Source organism: Streptomyces sp. NBC_01255 (genome assembly GCF_036226445.1).
Taxonomy (GTDB): domain Bacteria; phylum Actinomycetota; class Actinomycetes; order Streptomycetales; family Streptomycetaceae; genus Streptomyces.
Genome location: NZ_CP108474.1, coordinates 1529828 through 1548276 on the forward strand (window position 1 = coordinate 1529828; position 18449 = coordinate 1548276).

At 72.1% G+C, this 18449-nt stretch carries 18 protein-coding genes; 4 read left to right on the forward strand and 14 right to left on the reverse strand.

Translation table 11 applies throughout. From position 1 onward, the window contains the following. Positions 1-64: 64 nt before the first annotated feature. The 12 genes from OG357_RS06550 to OG357_RS06605 form a co-directional block, all read right to left on the reverse strand. Complete coding sequence (locus tag OG357_RS06550) at positions 65-1165, reverse strand: polyprenyl synthetase family protein (RefSeq protein ID WP_317600884.1); 1101 nt, start codon at positions 1163-1165, stop codon at positions 65-67. Continuing rightward, positions 1162-2562: a hydroxysqualene dehydroxylase HpnE gene (gene hpnE / locus OG357_RS06555; protein ID WP_329620235.1), complete on the reverse strand. Its 1401-nt coding sequence runs from the start codon at positions 2560-2562 to the stop codon at positions 1162-1164. The genes OG357_RS06550 and hpnE overlap by 4 nt, the downstream gene beginning before the upstream one ends. Positions 2563-2677: 115 nt before the next feature. Further along, positions 2678-3628, reverse strand: a complete 951-nt coding sequence (gene hpnD / locus OG357_RS06560) for a presqualene diphosphate synthase HpnD (protein WP_329620236.1) — start codon at positions 3626-3628, stop codon at positions 2678-2680. Then, positions 3625-4536: a squalene synthase HpnC gene (hpnC, locus tag OG357_RS06565; protein ID WP_329620237.1), complete on the reverse strand. Its 912-nt coding sequence runs from the start codon at positions 4534-4536 to the stop codon at positions 3625-3627. The genes hpnD and hpnC overlap by 4 nt, the downstream gene beginning before the upstream one ends. A 313-nt stretch (positions 4537-4849) precedes the next feature. Beyond that, positions 4850-5497 carry a TetR/AcrR family transcriptional regulator gene (locus OG357_RS06570; RefSeq protein ID WP_329620238.1) on the reverse strand — a complete coding sequence of 216 codons (648 nt, stop codon included), beginning with the start codon at positions 5495-5497 and terminating at the stop codon, positions 4850-4852. A 176-nt stretch (positions 5498-5673) separates the two neighbouring features. Beyond that, the gene (locus OG357_RS06575) at positions 5674-6459 is read right to left on the reverse strand and encodes an ABC transporter ATP-binding protein (RefSeq protein WP_329620239.1); all 786 of its coding nucleotides are present in this window, start codon (positions 6457-6459) and stop codon (positions 5674-5676) included. After that, complete coding sequence (locus OG357_RS06580; protein ID WP_317600873.1) at positions 6452-7381, reverse strand: ABC transporter permease; 930 nt, start codon at positions 7379-7381, stop codon at positions 6452-6454. The genes OG357_RS06575 and OG357_RS06580 overlap by 8 nt, the downstream gene beginning before the upstream one ends. 48 nt (positions 7382-7429) lie before the next feature. Beyond that, entirely contained in the window at positions 7430-8275 is an 846-nt protein-coding gene (locus tag OG357_RS06585) for a glycosyltransferase family 2 protein (protein ID WP_329625504.1), read from the reverse strand. Between the two features lie 47 nt (positions 8276-8322). After that, positions 8323-9102 carry a CDP-alcohol phosphatidyltransferase family protein gene (locus tag OG357_RS06590; protein WP_329620240.1) on the reverse strand — a complete coding sequence of 260 codons (780 nt, stop codon included), beginning with the start codon at positions 9100-9102 and terminating at the stop codon, positions 8323-8325. Then, positions 9080-10141: an iron-containing alcohol dehydrogenase family protein gene (locus tag OG357_RS06595; RefSeq protein WP_329620241.1), complete on the reverse strand. Its 1062-nt coding sequence runs from the start codon at positions 10139-10141 to the stop codon at positions 9080-9082. The genes OG357_RS06590 and OG357_RS06595 overlap by 23 nt, the downstream gene beginning before the upstream one ends. Further along, positions 10129-10866, reverse strand: a complete 738-nt coding sequence (locus tag OG357_RS06600; RefSeq protein WP_329620242.1) for a phosphocholine cytidylyltransferase family protein — start codon at positions 10864-10866, stop codon at positions 10129-10131. The genes OG357_RS06595 and OG357_RS06600 overlap by 13 nt, the downstream gene beginning before the upstream one ends. Next, a complete protein-coding gene (locus OG357_RS06605; RefSeq protein WP_329625505.1) occupies positions 10863-12686 on the reverse strand; it encodes a DUF5941 domain-containing protein in 1824 nt (607 codons plus the stop codon). Before OG357_RS06605 ends, OG357_RS06600 begins: the two co-directional genes overlap by 4 nt. Before the next feature lie 412 nt (positions 12687-13098). Between OG357_RS06605 and OG357_RS06610 the strand changes: the two genes are divergently transcribed. The 3 genes from OG357_RS06610 (at position 13099) to idi (ending at position 16303) form a co-directional block, all read left to right on the forward strand. Further along, complete coding sequence (locus OG357_RS06610; RefSeq protein WP_329620243.1) at positions 13099-14040, forward strand: cation diffusion facilitator family transporter; 942 nt, start codon at positions 13099-13101, stop codon at positions 14038-14040. A gap of 198 nt (positions 14041-14238) precedes the next feature. Next, positions 14239-15531 (forward strand): bifunctional class I SAM-dependent methyltransferase/N-acetyltransferase, encoded by a 1293-nt coding sequence (locus OG357_RS06615; protein ID WP_329620244.1) that lies wholly within the window; start codon positions 14239-14241, stop codon positions 15529-15531. A gap of 151 nt (positions 15532-15682) precedes the next feature. Then, positions 15683-16303 (forward strand): isopentenyl-diphosphate Delta-isomerase, encoded by a 621-nt coding sequence (idi, locus tag OG357_RS06620; RefSeq protein WP_399227160.1) that lies wholly within the window; start codon positions 15683-15685, stop codon positions 16301-16303. On the opposite strand, the gene OG357_RS06625 is transcribed toward idi, so the two are convergent. Continuing rightward, a complete protein-coding gene (locus tag OG357_RS06625; protein WP_317600862.1) occupies positions 16269-16790 on the reverse strand; it encodes an ATP-binding protein in 522 nt (173 codons plus the stop codon). The genes idi and OG357_RS06625 overlap by 35 nt on opposite strands. A 258-nt stretch (positions 16791-17048) precedes the next feature. On the opposite strand from OG357_RS06625, the gene OG357_RS06630 reads away from it, so the two are divergent. Beyond that, entirely contained in the window at positions 17049-17792 is a 744-nt protein-coding gene (locus tag OG357_RS06630) for an enoyl-CoA hydratase/isomerase family protein (protein ID WP_329620245.1), read from the forward strand. Positions 17793-17795: 3 nt separating this feature from the next. Here the strand turns inward: OG357_RS06630 and OG357_RS06635 are convergent, their stop codons facing one another. Next, positions 17796-18443, reverse strand: coding sequence for a DJ-1/PfpI family protein (locus tag OG357_RS06635; protein WP_329620246.1), 648 nt, complete (start codon positions 18441-18443; stop codon positions 17796-17798). Positions 18444-18449: the final 6 nt, after the last annotated feature.

Below are 18449 nucleotides of genomic sequence, written 5' to 3' on the forward strand. Positions count from 1 at the left end.
TGCCGTCGGCCGGCGCCGGATGGCACCGGCCGGCGACTGCGAACTCATATGAGGGTGATGGTGATCATCTCTTCCGTACGACCACGAAATCGGCCAGCGCGGTGAGCTGTTCCCGCACGCGGGCGGGCATGTCCACCTCGTGCAGGGCCTCGATCGCGACGGCGTGCTGGCGGCGGGCCTCCTGGGAGGTCCACTCGCGTCCTCCGGCCTCCTCGATGAGGGCGGCCCGGAAGGCGAACTCCTCCTCGGAGAAGGTGTCGAAGTCGTTGGACTTGGCGTCCTCGGCGAGCAGTTCGCCGAGCCGCTCGGAGGCGGTTCCGCCCGCGGCGAGGGCCGCGACGACCGGCAGCGACTTCTTGCGCTGGCGCAGGTCGCTCCAGGTCTGCTTGCCGGTGGCCTCCGGGTCGCCCCAGATGCCGAGGAGGTCGTCGACGGCCTGGAAGGCGAGGCCGAGGTGGTAGCCGTACTCCTCCAGCTTGTCGGCGGTGCGGTCGTCGGCCCCGCCGAGGACGGCACCGATGGAGACGGCGCAGGCGAGCAGGGCGCCCGTCTTGTTGCCCTCCATCTCCAGGCACTCCTCGACGGTGACCCGCTCGCGGTGCTCGTACGAGATGTCCTGGGCCTGCCCGTCGATGAGCTTGCGGGTGGCCGTGGTGAGCCGGCGGGTCGCCCGGCCGGCCTCGACGGTGCCGAGTTCGAGCAGCAGCTCGTTGGCGAGGGCGAAGAGGGCGTCGCCGACGAGGATGGCCTGGGCCGGTCCGTGCACCTTCCACACGGTGTCGCGGTGGCGGCGCTGCTCGTCGCCGTCCATCAGGTCGTCGTGGAGCAGCGAGAAGTTGTGGACGAGTTCCACGGCGACGGCGCCGGGGACGCCGACCTCGGGCGCGGCGCCCGCGGCCTCGGCCGACAGCAGGGCGAGCGCGGGGCGGATCGCCTTGCCGCCGTCGCCGTCGGCAGGGTTGCCGTGGGCGTCGATCCAGCCGAAGTGGTAGGCGGCCACGGTGTCCATGGGCGCTGCGAGGCGGTCGACGGCCGCTCGCAGTACGGGAGTGGACAGGGTCCGCCCTCGCTCCAGCAGTGCGGACACGTCCGCGGTGTCGACGGCCGGATTACCCGGCGGCACAGTCGGCACGGTCTCTCCTCTAGTTCCGGTACTCACAGTCATGCCGCCTCCTGCAGCGGATGGTCATGACGGCGGCCGAGGGTGGAGAGCGCCGCGCCCGCTGCGCTGAAGCCGCTGCGGACGGCGCCCTCCATGGTCGCGGGCCAGCCGGTGGCGGTCCAGGATCCGGCCAGGTAGAGGCCGGGGACCCGGGTGCGGGCGCCGGGGCGAAGTCGGCCGACGCCCGGGGAGGGAGCGAACGTGGCCGTCCGCTCCCTGGTGACGAAGAAGTCGCGGATCCCGGCGCCGCGGGCGGCGGGCAGCAGCCGCTCCAGCTCCGGGAGGTAGCGCTCGCGCAGGACGGCGACGGGCTCGTCGATCTCGTCCCCGGCGGCGGACTGGGAGACGGCGAGGTACTGGCCGCCGCCCTTCAGTCCCGAGGAGTCGGTGCGGTCGAAGACCCACTGGACCGGGGAGCCCAGCGCCGTGAAGAAGGGCCGCTTGAGCACCTTGCGGTCGTAGACCACGTGCAGGTTGAGGATGGGCGCGGTCTCGATGTCGAGGAGCCGGTCGGGATCGTCGAGGGCGCCTTCGGGCAGCAGGGCGTGCGTCTCGTGCTGCGGTACGGCGAGGACGACGGTGTCGGCGTCGAGGGTCTCCCCCGACACCTCGACCGCCCAACGGCCGTCGTCGGTACGGGAGATCCGCTCGGCCTTGGTGCGCAGCAGGGTGCGGACGCCGAGGGCGTCGAGCTCCTTCGCGGGCCTGGTGTCGTGGAGTTCGCCGAGCGGGACGTGGGCCCAGCCGATGTCGGCGGCGCCGGGCTCGGAGAGGAGGCCGGTCTTGAAGACCATCGCGGCGAGCCCCATGGAGGCCTGCGGGGCGGGGGCGTTGAGGGTGGGGATGCCGACGAGGTCCCAGAGGGCCTCGACGGTCCGCGGGGACTGCCCGTGGCGGCCGAGCCAGGTGGCGAAGTCGATGCCGTCGAGGGCCGGGTCGGCGGGGTCGAGCTTCTTCAGGGCGAGCGCGGCCCGGCCGACGGAGGCACGCTCGGCGAGGGAGAGGTGCGGGTACGTGGCGAGGCTGCGCGCGAGGTGCAGCGGTACAGGAAGGGCGTCGCGGCGGATCCGGCCGAGCCGGGGGCCGCGCGGGTGCGCGACGTCCAGGACGGGCACGTCCAGCCGGTCCTGGAGGGGAGCGAGCCGGGCGCCGTCGATCCGGTCGAGGAACCACCGGTAGGCGGTGCAGCAGCGGAGGTACACGTGCTGGCCGTTGTCGACGGTGAGGTCGCCGCGGCGGAAGGAGAAGGCGAGGCCGCCGAGGCGGGGCCGGCCTTCGAGCAGCGTGACGCGGACGCCGGCGTCCGCGAGCTGGAGCGCGGCCGTGATCCCGGCGAGCCCGCCGCCGACGACGACGGCGTGCGGCTGCGGGGAGTTCCGCTCGGTTCCTTCGGTCGTCACACGGCCTCCGTTCGGGTCGAGGCGGTCGGCAGGGATACCCCGGGCAGGGGCACCGCAGGCAGGGACGCCGGGGCGGCGCTCCGGGTTGCCTGGCGGGCGGGGGCGTACGGGCGCATCAGGCACGCCTCCTGACGGTACGTCGCGCGATGTGGCGGGTGTCGAGCCCGGAGAGGCCGCGCACGGCGACGTACGCCTTCTCCCGGCCCGGCAGCGAGACCCGGCCGCGCAGGACGGCCTCGGGGTCGCGCTCGATGCGGTCGAGCAGGCGCCGGTAGATGCCCGCCATGGCCGCGACGCACGCGCCGCTGCGCCGGTCGAGCATCGGCAGCAGCCGGTAGCCCTCGGCGAACAGGGCGCGGGCGCGCCGTACTTCGAAGTGGACGAGGCCGGCGAAGTCGGCGCCGGGCGGCGGGGTCTCGCTCCCGAAGCCGTCCCCGCAGCCGAACTTGGCGAGGTCGTCGGCGGGCAGGTAGGTGCGCCCGTTCCCGGCGTCCTCACGGACGTCCCTGAGGATGTTGGTGAGTTGGAGCGCGAGGCCGAGGGTGTCGGCGTACTCGGGGGCGCGGTCGGCGCCCGGGGCGCCGGGCTGGGTGCCGAAGACGCCGAGCGAGATCCGGCCGATCGCGCCGGCGACGCAGCGGCAGTAGACCTTGAGGTCGTCCCAGCTCTCGTAGGTCTCGCCGCGCACGTCCATGAGGACGCCGTCGATGAGCTCGTCGAGACCGCCGAGCGGGATCGGGAAGCGGCGGGCCGAGTCGGCGAGCGCGACGGCGACGGGGTCGGTGTCGTCCTCGTCGACCCCGCCCGTGCGGACCCGGTCGAGCAGCGCGCGGGTGGCTTCGAGCCGCTCCCGCTTGGCCTCGACCGGAAGCGTGCCGTCGCCGATGTCGTCGACGCGCCGCGAGAAGGCGTACAGCGCGGACATCGCCTGCCGCTTCTCGGTCGGCAGCAGCCGGATCCCGTACGCGAAGTTGCGGGCCTGCTGCCCGGTGACCGCCTCGCAGTAGCTGTAGGCGGCCAGTACGGGTGCGGACGGCTGGAGCTGTCCCTCCACGGTGGCGCTCACCCCTCTCTCCGCGCCCGGAGCAGAACCGCTCCAGCCTGGCGCATCAGGCTCGGCTTGGTGGGCCCCGGCGGGCCGGGAAGGACGTCGAATCCGGCGGCGGTGATCGCGTCGAGCGCCGCGAGGCCTCCGGCGGTGAATCCGGTGAGGAGGAGGCGGAGCCGGCCGTGGACGCTGCCGACGAGCGGGATGCCCGCGTACAGCAGCTCGCGGGCCCGCTCGGCCTCGAAGGCGATCAGGGCGCGCACGGAGGCGCCCGCGGTGGGCCGGGCCAGGTCGTCCTCGGTGACGTGGAAGCGCTTGAGGTCCTCGGCGGGCAGATAGATCCGGTCGTTGCCGAGGTCCTCGGCGACGTCCTGGAGGTGCTCGACGATCTGCAGGGCGGTGCAGATCTCGTCGGAGCGCCGGATCCGCTCCGGGGTGTCGGTGCCGGTGATGGCGAGGACGAGGCGGCCGACGGGGTTGGCGGAGAGCTCGCAGTACGCGAGGAGGTCGTCGTACGTCTCGTAGCGGCGCACCAGCTGGTCCTGGCGGTTGGCCGCGATCAGGCCGAGGAAGGGCTCGGGTGTGAGGCCGCACCGCCGGACGGTCGGCTGGAGCGCGCGCAGCAGGGGGTGGCGGGGGGTGCCGTCGAAGACGCGCCGGAGGTCGGCCTCGAAGGCGTCGAGGAGCGCGACGCGGTCCTCCCCCTCCTCGGGGGTGAGGCCGAGGTGCCGGGCGTCGGCGCCACCGGGGGCGAGGTCGCCGTCGCCGATGTCGTCGACGAGGCGGGCGTAGCCGTAAACGGCCATGAGGTCGTCGCGCCAGGCACGGGGCAGGAAGAAGGGGGCCACGGGGAAGTTCTCGTCCGCGGCCTTGCCGAGTGTGGTGCGCGAGGAGGCGTCGGGGCGCACCTGCCGGGGACCCGTCACTGGGCGCTGCCCGACAAGGGGACGGCGACACCCTCGTGGAGCTGGAGATTCTGCGTCATGGCCGTCACGACTCCCGTTCTACACTGCCGATCCAATCCATCCTATTTCGGACACGCCGCCTACTCCTGCCCGCCGGGCCGTCTCCCGGCGACCCGATGGCCGTGGGGTATCGCCCTACTTGCCTCGAAACAGACCGGTCCAGCTTACGTTGTACGACGGCAGTCGTCGTTCCGGGGTGGCAGGGATCCGGGACTTCATCCGTACGGGTCGCCAACCCTCCTGTACGGAAAGGGAGTTCGAGTCCGGGCGGGAGTCAGGGAGTGCGGGCGCCGGAGACGACCATGGCCAGGGTGGATTCGACGACGTCGTTCCTGCGCTGCGCGGGCAGGCGCCGCAGCGGACCGTCGAGCAGGAGAAGTGACAGGCCGTGCACGGCCGACCACGCTGCGGCGCCGGCGGCGGGCCGGACGCCGGGGCGGGGTCCGCCGGCCTTGGCGAGGCCTTCAAGGGCCTCCTTGAGCAGGGTGAAGGCGCGGATCTCGGGCTCGGGAGCCGGCCGGCCCGAGACCGGCTCGTCGGCTTCGGCGGGGCGGGGGACGCAGAACGCGGCGCGGTAGAGGCCGGGCTGGTCCACGGCGAAGCCGACGTAGCCCCGGCAGAGGGCGACGAGCCTGCGCTCGGCGGCCAGGGCGGGGTCGTCGGCGCCGGGCTCGCGGGCGGCGGCCCGGTCCATGGAGTCGGCGAGCAGGCGCTGGGCGTGGAGCTTGACGGTACGGAGCAGTTCGCCCCGCCCGTCGAAGTGCCGGTAGGCGGCGGTGGGCGAGACGCCGACCCGGCGGGCGGCCTCGCGCAGGACGACCCGCTCGGGCCCGCCGTCGGTGGCCAGGTCGACGGCGGCGCAGATCAGCGCGTTGCGCAGATCGCCGTGGTGGTAGGTCTTTCCCCCCGAGATCGCTGCCATGTCCTCATCCTGCCCGATGTTTACCGCATGAACATTCCAGGTGGCAGCGCGACGCGCGGAGAAGAAGGGTGCAGGTGCGTAGCACCTTCCGGCAAGGGTGGTGGTGGGCGACGGGAGGGCGGAGGAACCCCTACCGGGTGACTCCGGCAGGGGTTCCGTACAGCTCGGGGTGCTCGCTAGCGGGCGGTCTCCCGCTCGTACGCCTTGAGGACCTCGTCCGTGGGGCCGTCCATGAGGAGCTGCCCCTTCTCCAGCCAGAGCACCCGGTCGCAGGTGTCCCGGATGGACTTGTTGCTGTGGCTGACCAGGAAGACCGTGCCGGCCTCCTTGCGCAGCTCGCGGATGCGCTCCTCGGAGCGGATCTGGAACTTGCGGTCACCCGTCGCGAGGGCCTCGTCGATGAGGAGGACGTCGTGGTTCTTGGCCGCCGCGATGGCGAACCGGAGCCGGGCGCCCATGCCGGAGGAGTACGTGCGCATCGGCAGGCTGATGAAGTCGCCCTTCTCGTTGATGCCGGAGAAGTCGACGATGCCGTCGTACCGGGCGCGCACCTCCTCACGGCTCATGCCCATGGCGAGGCCGCCGAGGATGACGTTGCGCTCGCCCGTCAGGTCGTTCATGAGGGCCGCGTTGACGCCCAGGAGGGACGGCTGGCCGTCCGTGTAGACCTTGCCGCTCTCGGTGGGGAGCAGTCCGGCGACGGCGCGCAGCAGCGTGGACTTGCCGGAGCCGTTGGAGCCGATGAGGCCGATGGCCTCGCCCCGGTAGGCGGTGAAGGTGACGCCGCGGACGGCGTGGACCTTGCGGACGCCGCGGGTGACCTCGGCCTTGCCGCGGCCGACGATCCGGCTGAGGGCCGCGGTGGCGCTGCCCTTGCCTCCGCCGCCGGTGTTGACCCGGTAGACGATGTGGACGTCGTCGCAGATGACGGTGGGGACGTTGCTCGGGTTGGGGTCAGCCACGGCCGTACCTCTCCTCGGCCTTCCAGAAGTAGACGAATCCGCCGGCGCCGACGGCGAGGGCCCAGCCGAGGGCGGTCATCCAGACGTGGTCCGGAAGGTTCTGCGCGCCGTAGCCGTCGATGAGGGCGAAGCGGATCAGGTCCATGTAGACCGCCGCCGGGTTGTACATGAGGATGTCGGCGATCCAGGCCGGCTTGTCGGCGAGCATCACCGGGATCGAGAACATGACGCCGGAGGCGTACATCCAGGTCCGCATGATGAACGGCATCAGCTGGGCGAGGTCGGGGGTCTTGGAGCCCATCCTGGCCACGATCATGGCGAGTCCCACGTTGAACACGAAGTGCAGGAACAGCGCCGGGATCACCAGCAGCCACCGGAGGGAGGGGTAGCTGCCGAAGGAGAGCACGATCGCCACGAGGACGATCATCGAGAACAGCAGCTGCTGGAGCTGCTGGAGCGAGAAGGAGATCGGGAGGCTGGCCCGCGGGAAGTGCAGGGCCCGGACCAGGCCGAGGTTCCCCGAGATCGCCCGGACGCCGGCCATGACCGAGCTCTGGGTGAAGGTGAACACGAAGATGCCGGTGACCAGGAAGGGGATGTAGACCTCCTTGGTCATCCCCTGTCCGGCGCCCAGGATCAGCCCGAAGATCAGGTAGTAGACCAGGGCGTTGAGCAGCGGGGTCGCCACCTGCCACACCTGGCCCAGCTTGGCCTGGCTGTACTGGGCGGTCAGCTTGGCCGAGGAGAAGGCCAGGATGAAGTGGCGGCGGCTCCACAGCTCGCGTACGTACTCGAACAGCCCGGGCCGGGCGCCGCTGACCGCGAGACCGTACTTCGCGGCCAGCTCGGCCGGGGCCAGGCCCTCGTCGACGGACGGGGGCGCGCTCGTCGCGACCGCCCCGCCCTGGTGTGTGTCACTCACAGTCGAAACTTTCGTGTTCAAGATGCGCGGCACGTCGGTACCACGATGTCAGACGACCGGGGGGCGACCCAGCCGGGTCAGCCGCCACACCGTACGCCACCTCATCGGGCGGCGCGGACCGCAGGGAGTCGCCCACCCTTCGCGGAAACCGCCGAACCACGCCTTGAGCGCGGAGAGCGAAGGCCGACGGGCCAGGGTGAGCAGCAGCCAGACGCCGAGATACACCGGCACCAGGGGCGCGGGCAGATTGCGACGTGCCAACCACACTCGGTTACGGGCCACGTTGAAGTGGTACGAGGCGTGGCGGGAAGGCGCTGTAGTGGGGTGCAACAGCACCATGTCGGAACGGTAGTCGATCATCCAGTCGGCGTCGAGCGCGCGCCAGGCGAGATCGGTCTCCTCGTGCGCGTAGAAGAACTCCCCCGGGAGTGCGCCCACTTCGGCGAAGACCTTGGTCCGGACGGCGTTGGCGCCGCCGAGGAAGGTCGTCACCCGCGAGGAGCGCATCGGGTCGGCGGAGCGCAGCCGCGGCACGTGCCGGCGCTGGGTGACCCCGGTCTCGGGGTCGGCGATGCGGAAGCTGATGATGCCGAGCCGCGGGTCCGCCGTGAAGGCCTGCCGGACCAGCTCGGCGGTGTCCGTGTGGGCGAGCAGCCCGTCGTCGTCGAGGAAGAGCAGGACGTCGACGTCGGTGCCGCCCGGCCCGAAGGCCTCGATGCCGACGTTACGGCCGGCGGGGATGCCGAGGTTCTCCGGCAGGTCGACGGTCCGGACCCAGCCGGGCACCCCGGTGACCGGGGTGCCCTGCCCGACGACGACGACGTCGATGCGGTCGCCCTCCTGCTTGGCGACCGAGTCGATCAGCGCGCGCAGGTCGTCGGGGCGGTTGCCCATCGTGATGACGACGGCACCCACCTTGAGCGGAGAACTCACGGCCGGCCTCACTTCAGCCTGCTGGAGACCAGGATCGACACCAGGTGCAGAACGGTCTGGAGCAGGGCGATGCCGCAGAGGACGGCGACGCCGAGCCGGGAGAAGAAGAGGTCGCCCCGGATCTGGTCCAGGACCGCGAGGGCCAGGATCAGGAAGGAGGCCTCGATGCCCAGGATCAGCCGGTGGAACTTGAGCGCGGCGGCGGCCTTGCGGGCCAGCGCCATGCCGGAGGAGCGCGGCTCGGCGGCCGCTTCCTTGACCGGCGGGAGTCCGCCCTGGTGCCGGGCGACGCCGACGAGGTCGGTCTCCGCCTTGATCAGGATCGCGCCGAGGGCGGCGAGGGTCCCGAGGAAGGCCCACAGCCAGTCGATCCGGCCCTCGCCCCACAGGTCGGCGGCGCGCAGGCCGAAGCCGACGAGGACCGCCGCGTCGCACAGGTACGCGCCGACCCGGTCCAGCCAGACGCCGCTGAGCGAGAACTGCTTCTTCCAGCGGGCGACCTCGCCGTCGACGCAGTCGAGCAGCAGGTACATCTGGACCATCACGACGCCGAGGACGGCGCCCGTGATGCCCGGCACGAGGAGCGCCGGGGCGGCGAGCACGCCGAAGACGGTCATCAGGTAGGTCAGCTGGTTGGGCGTGACCTTCGTGGTCACCAGCCGCCGGGTGATCCGCAGCGAGATCTCCCGCATGTACAGGCGGCCGCCCCAGTGCTCACCGCTCCGCCGGTCCTTCACACCCGGGGGGTGGACGACCGGTCGGAGCTCAGCTACCGATGGCTTTTGCATAGTCGGCGTACGCGTCCCTGATCTCGTCGTCGGACAGGTCGAGGTGTTCCAGGATGGTGAAGCGTCCCGGCCGGGTCTGCGGGGCGAAGGACACCGCCTGGACGAACTCGTCCACGGAGAAGCCCATCTCCTCCGGCAGCACGGGCAGCCCGTGCCGGCGCAGGGTCTCGACCATCAGCGCGGAGCCCTCCTGGGCACCGCGCAGGTGCATGGCGAAGGCCGCGCCGAGACCGCACTGCTCGCCGTGGCTCGCGGCCCGCGTCGGGAAGAGCAGGTCGAAGGCGTGGCTGATCTCGTGGCAGGCGCCCGAGGAGGGCCGCGTGTCGCCGCTGATGGACATGGCGATGCCGGACATCACCAGGCCCTCGGAGAGCGTGACGAGGAAGTCGTCGTCGCCCACGCCGCCGGGGTGGCGGAGCACGGCCTCGCCGGCGCTGCGCGCCATGGCGGCCGCGAGACCGTCGACGGGCTCGCCCGTCTGCACGTGCGACAGCTCCCAGTCCGCGATGGCGGAGAGGTTCGAGATCGCGTCGCCGATGCCGGAGCGGACGAAGCGCACCGGGGCGTCCCGGATCACGTCGAGGTCGATGACCAGCGCGATCGGGGTCGGCACACCGTACGAGCCGCGCCCGTTGTCGTTGTCCAGGGTGGACACCGGCGAGCAGATGCCGTCGTGCGAGAGGTTGGTGGCGATGGCCACCAGCGGCAGGCCGACCCGGGCCGCCGCGTACTTCGTCACGTCGATGATCTTGCCGCCGCCGAGGGCGACGACGGCGTCGTACCGCTTGCCGCGCATGGCGTCGGCCAGCTTCACGGCCTCGTCGATGGTGCCGCCGGAGACCGGGTACCAGTCCGCGCCCGGGAGCTCGGGCGCGAACTGGTCACGCAGTTTCAGGCCCGAGCCGCCGCTGATGGCGACGGCGATCTTGCCGTTGCTGGAGATCCGCTGGTCCGCGAGGAGCGCGGACAGGTCGTCCAGCGCTCCTCGGCGGATGTCGACGACGACCGGCGACGGGATCAGCCGGGTCAGTACTGGCACGCGATCTCACGGCCCTTCGCGAGGTCGTCGTGGTTGTCGATCTCGACCCACTTGACGTCGCCGATGGGCTCGACGTCGACGGTGAAGCCGCGGTTGACGAGCTCCTGGTAGCCGTCCTCGTAGTACAGGTCGGGGTCGCGCTCGAAGGTGGCCTTGAGGGCGTCGGCGAGCTCCTCGGCGGCCTCGGCCTCGATCAGCGTGACGCCGATGTACTCGCCGGTGGCGGTGGCCGGGTCCATCAGCTTGGTGATGCGCTGGACGCCCTTGCCCTCGGCGGTGATGACCTTCATCTCCTCGTCGGCGAGGTTCTTCACCGTGTCGAGGGCGAGGATGATCTTCTTGCCGTCGCCGCGGGCGGCGAGCAGCGTCTTCTCGACGGAGACGGGGTGGACGGTGTCGCCGTTGGCGAGGATCACACCGCGCTTGAGGACCTCACGGGCGCACCACAGGGAGTAGGCGTTGTTCCACTCCTCGGCCTTGTCGTTGTCGACGAGGGTGATGGTGAGGCCGTACTTCGCCTCCAGGGCCTCCTTGCGGGCGTAGACGGCCTCCTTGCGGTAGCCGACGACGATCGCGACCTCGGTGAGGCCGATCTCGGCGAAGTTCTTCAGCGTCCCGTCGAGGATCGTGGTCTCGCCGTCGACAGGCACGAGGGCCTTCGGAAGGGTGTCGGTGTAGGGGCGCAGACGGCGTCCGGCACCGGCTGCCAGTACGAGGCCGATCATGCTGTTTCTCCTTCGTCGTGAACGGCGGGTGCTCCGGAGGAGACCCAGAAACGGATGGACTCCACGAGCACCACGAGCGCGACGGCGACCGCGAGGGCGGTCAGTGCCAGGGTGAAGTCGTCACCGCGGTCCGCCAGGAGGGCGGCGAGAGCGACCACGAGGAGCGTGCGCCCCTCGTGTCCGCCGGTGACGCGCACCAGCCACGTGGGCGGCGCGCCGGTGCCACCGCGTATGCGGTAGACCGTGTCGTAGTGATGGTAGGCGACCGCCGCGACCAGCCCGAACGCCGCGGGAAGGGCGTGCGCGGAGTCGGAGCGGGCGGCGAGCACGAGGACGGTGGTGTACTCGGCGGCGCGGAAGAGCGGGGGGACGAGCCAGTCCAGGGCGCCCTTGAGGGGGCGGTGGACGGCCGCGCCGGCGAACATCACGTAGAGGGCCGCGGCGACGACGGTCTGCACGTCCCCGAAGGGACGGCCGAGGACGGCGGCGAGCAGCACTCCCGTGGCGATCAGCGCGAGGACGAACCCGGGGAGCCTCCCGAGTCCGAGGCCGCCGAAGATCCGGCCCGCGATCCGGGCGAGCGGACCGGAGTCCGCGAGGTCGGCGAGGGCCTGGGCGGCCCGGTCCGTCCTCTTCGCCTTACGGGTCACGGAGCGCAGGACGCGGCCGGCGGCGGTGTAGCACGCGGCGAACGCGCCGCCGGCGATCAGCGCCCAGAAGACGATCCGGGGGCTGGTGAAGGCGGTGAGGACCGCGATCATCGCCCAGCGCTCACCGATCGGCAGGATGATTATCCGGCGGGCCCAGACGGTCCAGCCGACACTGTCGAGCCGGCCGGAGAGGGCGGCGGAGGGGCTCTTACTCGCCGCGGCGTCGTAGGTGGCCTCGTAGAACGCGAAGTCCACGACGTGCCGGCAGGTCATGAGGACCATGGCGCCGAGCGCGAGGGCCCAGACGTCGTCGCCGTTGCGGGCGGCGCCGAGAGCGAGGCCCGCGTAGAAGGCGTACTCCTTGGCGCGGTCGAAGGTCGCGTCGAGCCAGGCGCCGAGCGTCGAGTACTGCAGCGAGTAGCGGGCGATCTGCCCGTCGGTGCAGTCGAGGACGAAGGAGACGAGGAGGAGGATGCCGGCGGCGACGTAGCCGCCGCGCTCGCCGGTCGCCGCGCAGCCGGCCGCGATCAGCGCGGTGAGCAGCGAGGCGGTGGTGACCTGGTTGGGGGTCAGGCCGCGGCGCGCGCACCAGCGGGCGATGTAGCGCGAGTACGGGCTGATGCAGAAGGTGGTGAAGAAGCCGTCCTGGGCCTTGACCGCCGAGCGGAGGCGTACGGCTTCCTCGTCGACGGCTGCGACGGCGGCGCGCGCCTCGTGGCGGGCCTCGGCGTCGGCGGGCACGGTGGCGACGAGGGTGCCGAGCCGGGGCCTGTGCACGGCGACGCCGTCGGCGTCGAGGGCGTCGGCGAGGCTGCCGGTGAGGTCGCCGGCGTCGGCGTCGGCCTCGGCGGACCCCGCGGGCACGGTCACGGCCGTCACCGCGGTCAGGGCGCGGGCGAGCGCGGGGCGGGCCTCGCTCTGCGCGGAGAGCGCGCCGGTCGTGGCCGCGGCCGGGAACCGGGGATCGGTGAGGGCGAGCCGCAGGGCGTGCACATGACCGACGAACCGGGGGTCGACGAGCGCGACGCGCTCGTCCGCCGGGACCGATGCCAGCACGGTGCCGGTCTCCTCGGCGCCGGTGGCGATCCGGACGTCGAAGCCGAGCGACCGCAGATCAGCGTCGAGCGAGGATCCGGGTGCCGGCGGGCCGGTGAGGATGGCGGTCGACAGACGAACTCACTCCTTGGAGCTGACGAGGGGCCTGCGGGCCGTGGCGGCCCGGGGCGCGGTAGTGCGGCCCGGCGCCGGGCGGCGGCACGTCGGCTGAGGCTATCGGATGAACGGAGCGTGAGTTCACCGAGGCTTCGCGGGCCGGACTCCCCCGGGCCCACCCATGGCCTCACGGGTGCGAGAGGCCCTGGGGAGATCGGCCCGGACGGGTGGTGGTCCGGCCCGGGGGTCCCTGGCGGCGCCCGCCGTGCGGGCCCCTGCCGACCAGTTCTCGCCATGGCGGGTTCGGATCACATATCCGCAGGTCAGAGCATATGACAACGGTGTTCAGTACCGTGTTGCACATACCCCCCACCCGTAGTTCACTTGCCACTTGGGGCAGACGGAACGACTCGATTCGGGAGGCCATCTCATGGGGGCAGGACACGACCACGGGCACAGTCACGGCGGAGCGCCCCCCACGGGCACCGCGGGGGCCGCGTACAAGAACCGGTTGCGGATCGCGCTCGGCATCACGCTCTCCGTGATGGTGATCGAGATCATCGGCGGTGTGGTCGCGGACTCGCTCGCGCTGATCGCCGACGCGGCCCACATGGCGACGGACGCCGTCGGCCTCGCGATGGCGCTGCTCGCGATCCACTTCGCCAACCGGCCGCCCTCCGGGAACCGCACCTTCGGATTCGCCCGGGCCGAGATCCTGGCGGCGCTGGCCAACTGTCTGCTGCTGCTCGTCGTCGGCGGTTACGTGCTGTACGAGGCGATCCAGCGGTTCGTCGAGCCCGCCGAGACCAAGGGCGGTCTGGCGATCGCCTTCGCCGTGGTCGGCCTGGTGGCCAACATGATCTCCCTCTCCCTGCTCGCCCGGGGCCAGAAGGACAGCCTCAACGTGCGCGGGGCGTATCTGGAGGTGCTCGCGGACGCGCTCGGTTCGGTGACGGTGATCGTCGCGGCCGGCATCATCATCGCCACGGGCTGGCAGTACGCCGACCCGATCGCCTCGATCGTGATCGGCCTGATGATCGTGCCCCGCACGGTCAAGCTGCTGCGCGAGACCCTGGACGTGCTCCTGGAGGCGGCCCCCAAGGGCGTCGACATGGCAGAGGTACGGGCCCACATACTGGCGCTTCCGGGCGTCGAGGACGTCCACGACCTGCACGCCTGGACGATCACCTCGGGCATGCCGGTGCTCTCCGCCCACGTCGTGGTGGACCAGGGCGCGCTGGACTCGGTCGGGCACGAGAAGATGCTGCACGACCTCCAGGGGTGCCTGGGCTCCCACTTCGACGTGGAGCACTGCACCTTCCAGCTGGAGCCCGCCGGGCACGCGCAGCACGAGGCGAAGCTCTGCCTGTGAGATCCCGGGACTGTTAGGATCTTCGGACGTGTACGTGTGGAGAGGAGCTGAGGTTGATGACCGTCGCGATGGAGGCTGCCCAGTGCGGCAGCGCCCGGTCCAGCTTCAGCTCCCGGGTCACCGGCTGACCTGATCCCGGTCTTCCCACCGGTACGTCACGTCGTCGGCCGGGGCCCTCTCACACAAGGGTTTCCCACGTTGTCCGACAACGCTTTGTACGACTCCTTCTTCGCCCTGCACCACGGTCTTCCGCGGCAGGGCCCCGGATCCGACACCACCACCCGTCGGCTGCTCGCGCTCGCGGGCCGGCTTCCGGAGCGTCCGCGCGTGCTCGACCTGGGCTGCGGCCCGGGCCGTTCCGCGCTGCTCCTGGCGGCCGAGGCCGGCGCCGAGGTGACGGCCGTCGACACCCACGAGCCGTTCCTCGCCGAGCTGCGGGATTCCGCGGCCGCGCGCGGGCTCGACGGCTCGATCCGCACCGTCGACGCCGACATGGGCGCACTGCCCTTCCCCGACGGCTCCTTCGACCTGGTCTGGGCCGAGAGCTCGGTCTTCGTGCTCGGCTTCGACCGGGCCCTGGCCGAGTGGCGCAGGCTGCTCGCGCCGGGCGGCACGCTCGTGCTCACCGAGTGCGTGTGGACCACCGAGGAGCCGGGCCCCGTGGCCCGCGCCTTCTGGGAGGAGCACTACACGCTCCGTACCGTCGCCGGGAACGCGGCGGCGGCGGTCGAGGCCGGCTACCACGTCGTCGGCACCGTCCCGCAGCCGGAGAGCGACTGGGACGAGTACTACGTCCCGCTCGCCGCGCACGCCGAGGCGGCCGACACCACCGTGCCCGGCATGGCCGAGGCCGTGGCCGGTGCGCGTACCGAGATCGCCCTGCGGCGCGAGCACGGCGGTGACTACGGCTACGCCGGTTTCGTCCTGCGGCCGGCCGATCCGCGCTGGGGGTCCCCCCACGCCCCCGGGCGTAGGGGGAGCGTCCGCGAGGAGACCGCCGAGGACGCCCCTGCGGTGTGGAGGGTCGTGTCGGCGGCCTTCGCGTCGGCGGACCCCCCGTCGGAGGGAGAGGCCGATCTGGTCGACGACCTCCGGCGGGACGCCGACGCCTGGCTGCCCGGTCTGTCGTACGTGGCGGAGGCCCCGGACGGCTCGATCGCGGCGCACGCCCTGATCACCCGCTGCCGGGTGGGCGGTGCCCCCGCGGCGGCGCTCGCGCCGGTCTCGGTGGCTCCGGAGTACCAGCGGACGGGGGCCGGGCAGGCCGTCGTCCGGGCGGTGCTCGACGCGGCCCGGCTGCGCGGAGAGGCGCTCGTCCTCGTCCTGGGCCATCCGGAGTACTACCCACGATTCGGGTTCGTACGGGCGTCCGAGTATGGAATCAAGCCAGGTTTCGAGGTTCCGGACGAGGCCATGATGGCGCTCGTCCTGGACGGATCCGTGCCCGTCCCGACGGGCACGCTCGTCTATCCGGCGGCTTTCGGGGTCTGACGCCCCCTTGAGGTCCCTCCGCTCCCGCCGCGCCGGTGTGCTCCGGCGCGGCGGGAGCGGCGACGTCCGGCCGACGAAGTGCGGACAAGCCGCTTTTGTACGGCAGACTGGGGTTGCCCCACCGGGCCGAGGACCGAAGCGAAGGACGGGTATGCCGACCACACCAGCCACAGTGGCTCAGATCTCGCCGGAGATCACGTCGAACGGCGTCCAGCCGTCCGGAGCACCGGCGCCGATCATGCTCGAACTGGTCGACGAGGACGGGACGACCATCGGCACGGCGGAGAAGCTCGCCGCCCACCAGGCGCCGGGTCAGCTGCACCGCGCCTTCTCCGTCTTCCTCTTCGACGAGTCCGGCCGGCTGCTGCTCCAGCGCCGGGCGCTCGGCAAGTACCACTCCCCCGGCGTCTGGTCGAACACCTGCTGCGGCCACCCCTACCCGGGCGAGGCGCCGTTCGCGGCGGCCGCGCGGAGGACCTTCGAGGAGCTCGGCGTCTCGCCGACGCTGCTCGCCGAGGCGGGCACCGTCCGCTACAACCACCCGGACCCGGCCTCCGGCCTGGTGGAGCAGGAGTTCAACCACCTCTTCGTCGGCCTGGTGCAGGCCGAACCGCGGCCTGACCCCGAGGAGATCGGGGAGACCGCGTTCGTGACCGCCGCCGAGCTGGCCGAGCGGCACGCCGCCGCGCCGTTCTCCGCCTGGTTCATGACGGTGCTCGACGCGGCGCGGCCGGCCGTCAGGGAGCTGACGGGTCCGTCCGGGGGCTGGTGACCATCGGCTCGTGGGATGCGCCCCCTGGCCCCGGTGCCATCGGGGCCAGGGGCAGCGCCGCCCAGATGATCTTGCCGCCGCTCGCCGTGTGCTCGACGTCGCAGGCTCCGCCGGCCTCCTGGGCGACCTCCCGGACCAGGAGCAGTCCGCGGCCCCCGGTCTGCCCGTAGTCCGCCTCCAGCGCCTTGGGTCGGTACGGGTGGTTGTCCTCGACGGACACCCGGATCCACTCGGGGCCGATCGCGACCTCCACCGCTATCTCCGGGGACAGCAGCGCCGCGTGCCGCACGGCGTTGGTGACCAGCTCGGAGACGATCAGCAGCAGGCCGTCCATGATCTCCTCATGGACAGGGACTCCCTGGCGGACCAACAGGTCGCGTACGGCGTGCCGGGCCTGCGGGACGGAGACGTCGACCGCGGGTGCGGTGAAGCGCCAGACTCCTTCGTAGGACGGTGACCGGGTGGGTACACCTCCGTGGGTGTCCACGGTCCGGTTCCCACCCTCGTGCTCGATTCTCGCCACGGATCGAGTCTTGGCAATGCGCGCGGGCGGACCGGCCTACTGACCAGAAGTCGACACCTATCGGCCACCTTCTGATCGGGTGGGTATGCCAACGTCAGTTGTTCGACTGATCCTGCACGCTTTCTGAAGGCCCCCGACGGCGGGCGTCCTTCGCCCCGTGGCGTCTCCTCGGGACACCCCTTCCTGATCACGCGTCCGGGTGCGGCGGATAGCATCCGGCCCATGGAGCCGCAGCTGAAGGCCAGCGTCACGGACGGGGTCGCCACCGTCGTCATCGCCAACCCCGCCAAGCGCAACGCGATGAGCGCCGCCATGTGGCGCGCGCTGCCCGGTGTGCTGGACCGGCTGGCCGCCGACCACGCGGTGCGGGCCCTGGTCCTGACCGGCGAGGGCGACACCTTCTGCGCCGGGGCGGACATCTCGGCGCTGCGGGAGCCCGGTGACGAGCAGCAGAGCCTCGCGGTACGGGCCGAGGACGCGCTCGCGGCCTTCCCCAAGCCGACGCTCGCGGCCGTCCGGGGCTTCTGTGTCGGGGGCGGCAGCCAACTCGCCGCCGCGTGCGATCTGCGCTTCGCCGAGGAGGGCACCCGCTTCGGGATCACCCCCTCGAAGCTCGGCATCGTCTACCCGTCCTCGTCGACCCGCAGGCTGACCGCCCTCGTGGGCCCTTCGACGGCCAAGTACCTGTTGTTCTCCGGCGAGTTGATGGACACCGAGCGGGCACTGCGGACCGGGTTCGTGGACGAGGTCCACCCGGCGGGCGAACTGGACAAGCGGGTGGCCGAGTTCGTCCGGGTCCTCGCCTCGCGCTCGCTGCTGACCCAGGCCGCGGCCAAGGAGTTCGCCGACGGGCGGGCGGACCGGGACGCCCACTGGGCGGAGCAGGCGCGCGGCAGCGGCGACACCGCGGAGGGGGTCGCCGCCTTCCTGGAGCGCCGCGCGCCCCGCTTCACGTACGGACTCTGAGAGTCACCCCTCGGCGGCGGCGCGGGCCTTGTCGCCGCCGCTTCGCCAGTACGCGACGATCTCGGCCGGGGCCTTCTCCGGGGAGCCCGCGTCGTACGGCGGCTGCGGGTCGTACTCGGTGAGCAGCTGGACCGTCTGGGCGGTCTCGTCGCCGGCGATCCTGCCCAGCAGGTGCAGCGCCATGTCGATGCCGGAGGAAACCCCGGCGGCGGTGACGTACTTGCCGTCGAAGACGACCCGCTCGCCGGTGGGCTCGACGCCCAGCGCCTTGAGCTCCTCGTAGGCCAGCCAGTGCGTCGTCGCTCGGCGGTCCTTGAGCAGGCCCGCCGAGGCGAGGATCAGCGAGCCGGTGCAGACCGAGGTGGTCCAGGCGCTGGTCTCGTCGGCGGTACGGAGCCAGGCCTGGATCTCCGGGTCGTTCATGGCCTCCCGGGAGTCGGGCCCGCCGGGGACCAGGACGATGTCCGGGCGCGGGACCTCGGCGAGCGTCTTGTCCGCGACGAGGGCGAGGCTGCCCTGGTCGTTGCGGACGGGACCGGTCTCCTTGGCCACGAAGACGGTCTCTGCGCCGGGGAGGCGGGCGAGGAGCTCGTACGGTCCGACGGCGTCGAGCGTGGTGAAGCCCGCGTAGAGCAGGACGGCGATCTGCATGGTGGT

Bases quoted from the DNA above. Each gene is read 5' to 3' on its own strand.
- OG357_RS06550 (WP_317600884.1), bottom strand. From the start codon at position 1,165: ATGACTGTGAGTACCGGAACTAGAGGAGAGACCGTGCCGACTGTGCCG.
- OG357_RS06570 (WP_329620238.1), bottom strand. From the start codon at position 5,497: ATGGCAGCGATCTCGGGGGGAAAGACCTACCACCACGGCGATCTGCGC.
- OG357_RS06585 (WP_329625504.1), bottom strand. From the start codon at position 8,275: ATGGGCAACCGCCCCGACGACCTGCGCGCGCTGATCGACTCGGTCGCC.
- OG357_RS06590 (WP_329620240.1), bottom strand. From the start codon at position 9,102: ATGCAAAAGCCATCGGTAGCTGAGCTCCGACCGGTCGTCCACCCCCCG.
- OG357_RS06600 (WP_329620242.1), bottom strand. From the start codon at position 10,866: ATGATCGGCCTCGTACTGGCAGCCGGTGCCGGACGCCGTCTGCGCCCC.
- OG357_RS06610 (WP_329620243.1), top strand. From the start codon at position 13,099: ATGGGGGCAGGACACGACCACGGGCACAGTCACGGCGGAGCGCCCCCC.
- idi (WP_399227160.1), top strand. From the start codon at position 15,683: ATGCCGACCACACCAGCCACAGTGGCTCAGATCTCGCCGGAGATCACG.
- OG357_RS06630 (WP_329620245.1), top strand. From the start codon at position 17,049: ATGGAGCCGCAGCTGAAGGCCAGCGTCACGGACGGGGTCGCCACCGTC.
- OG357_RS06635 (WP_329620246.1), bottom strand. From the start codon at position 18,443: ATGCAGATCGCCGTCCTGCTCTACGCGGGCTTCACCACGCTCGACGCC.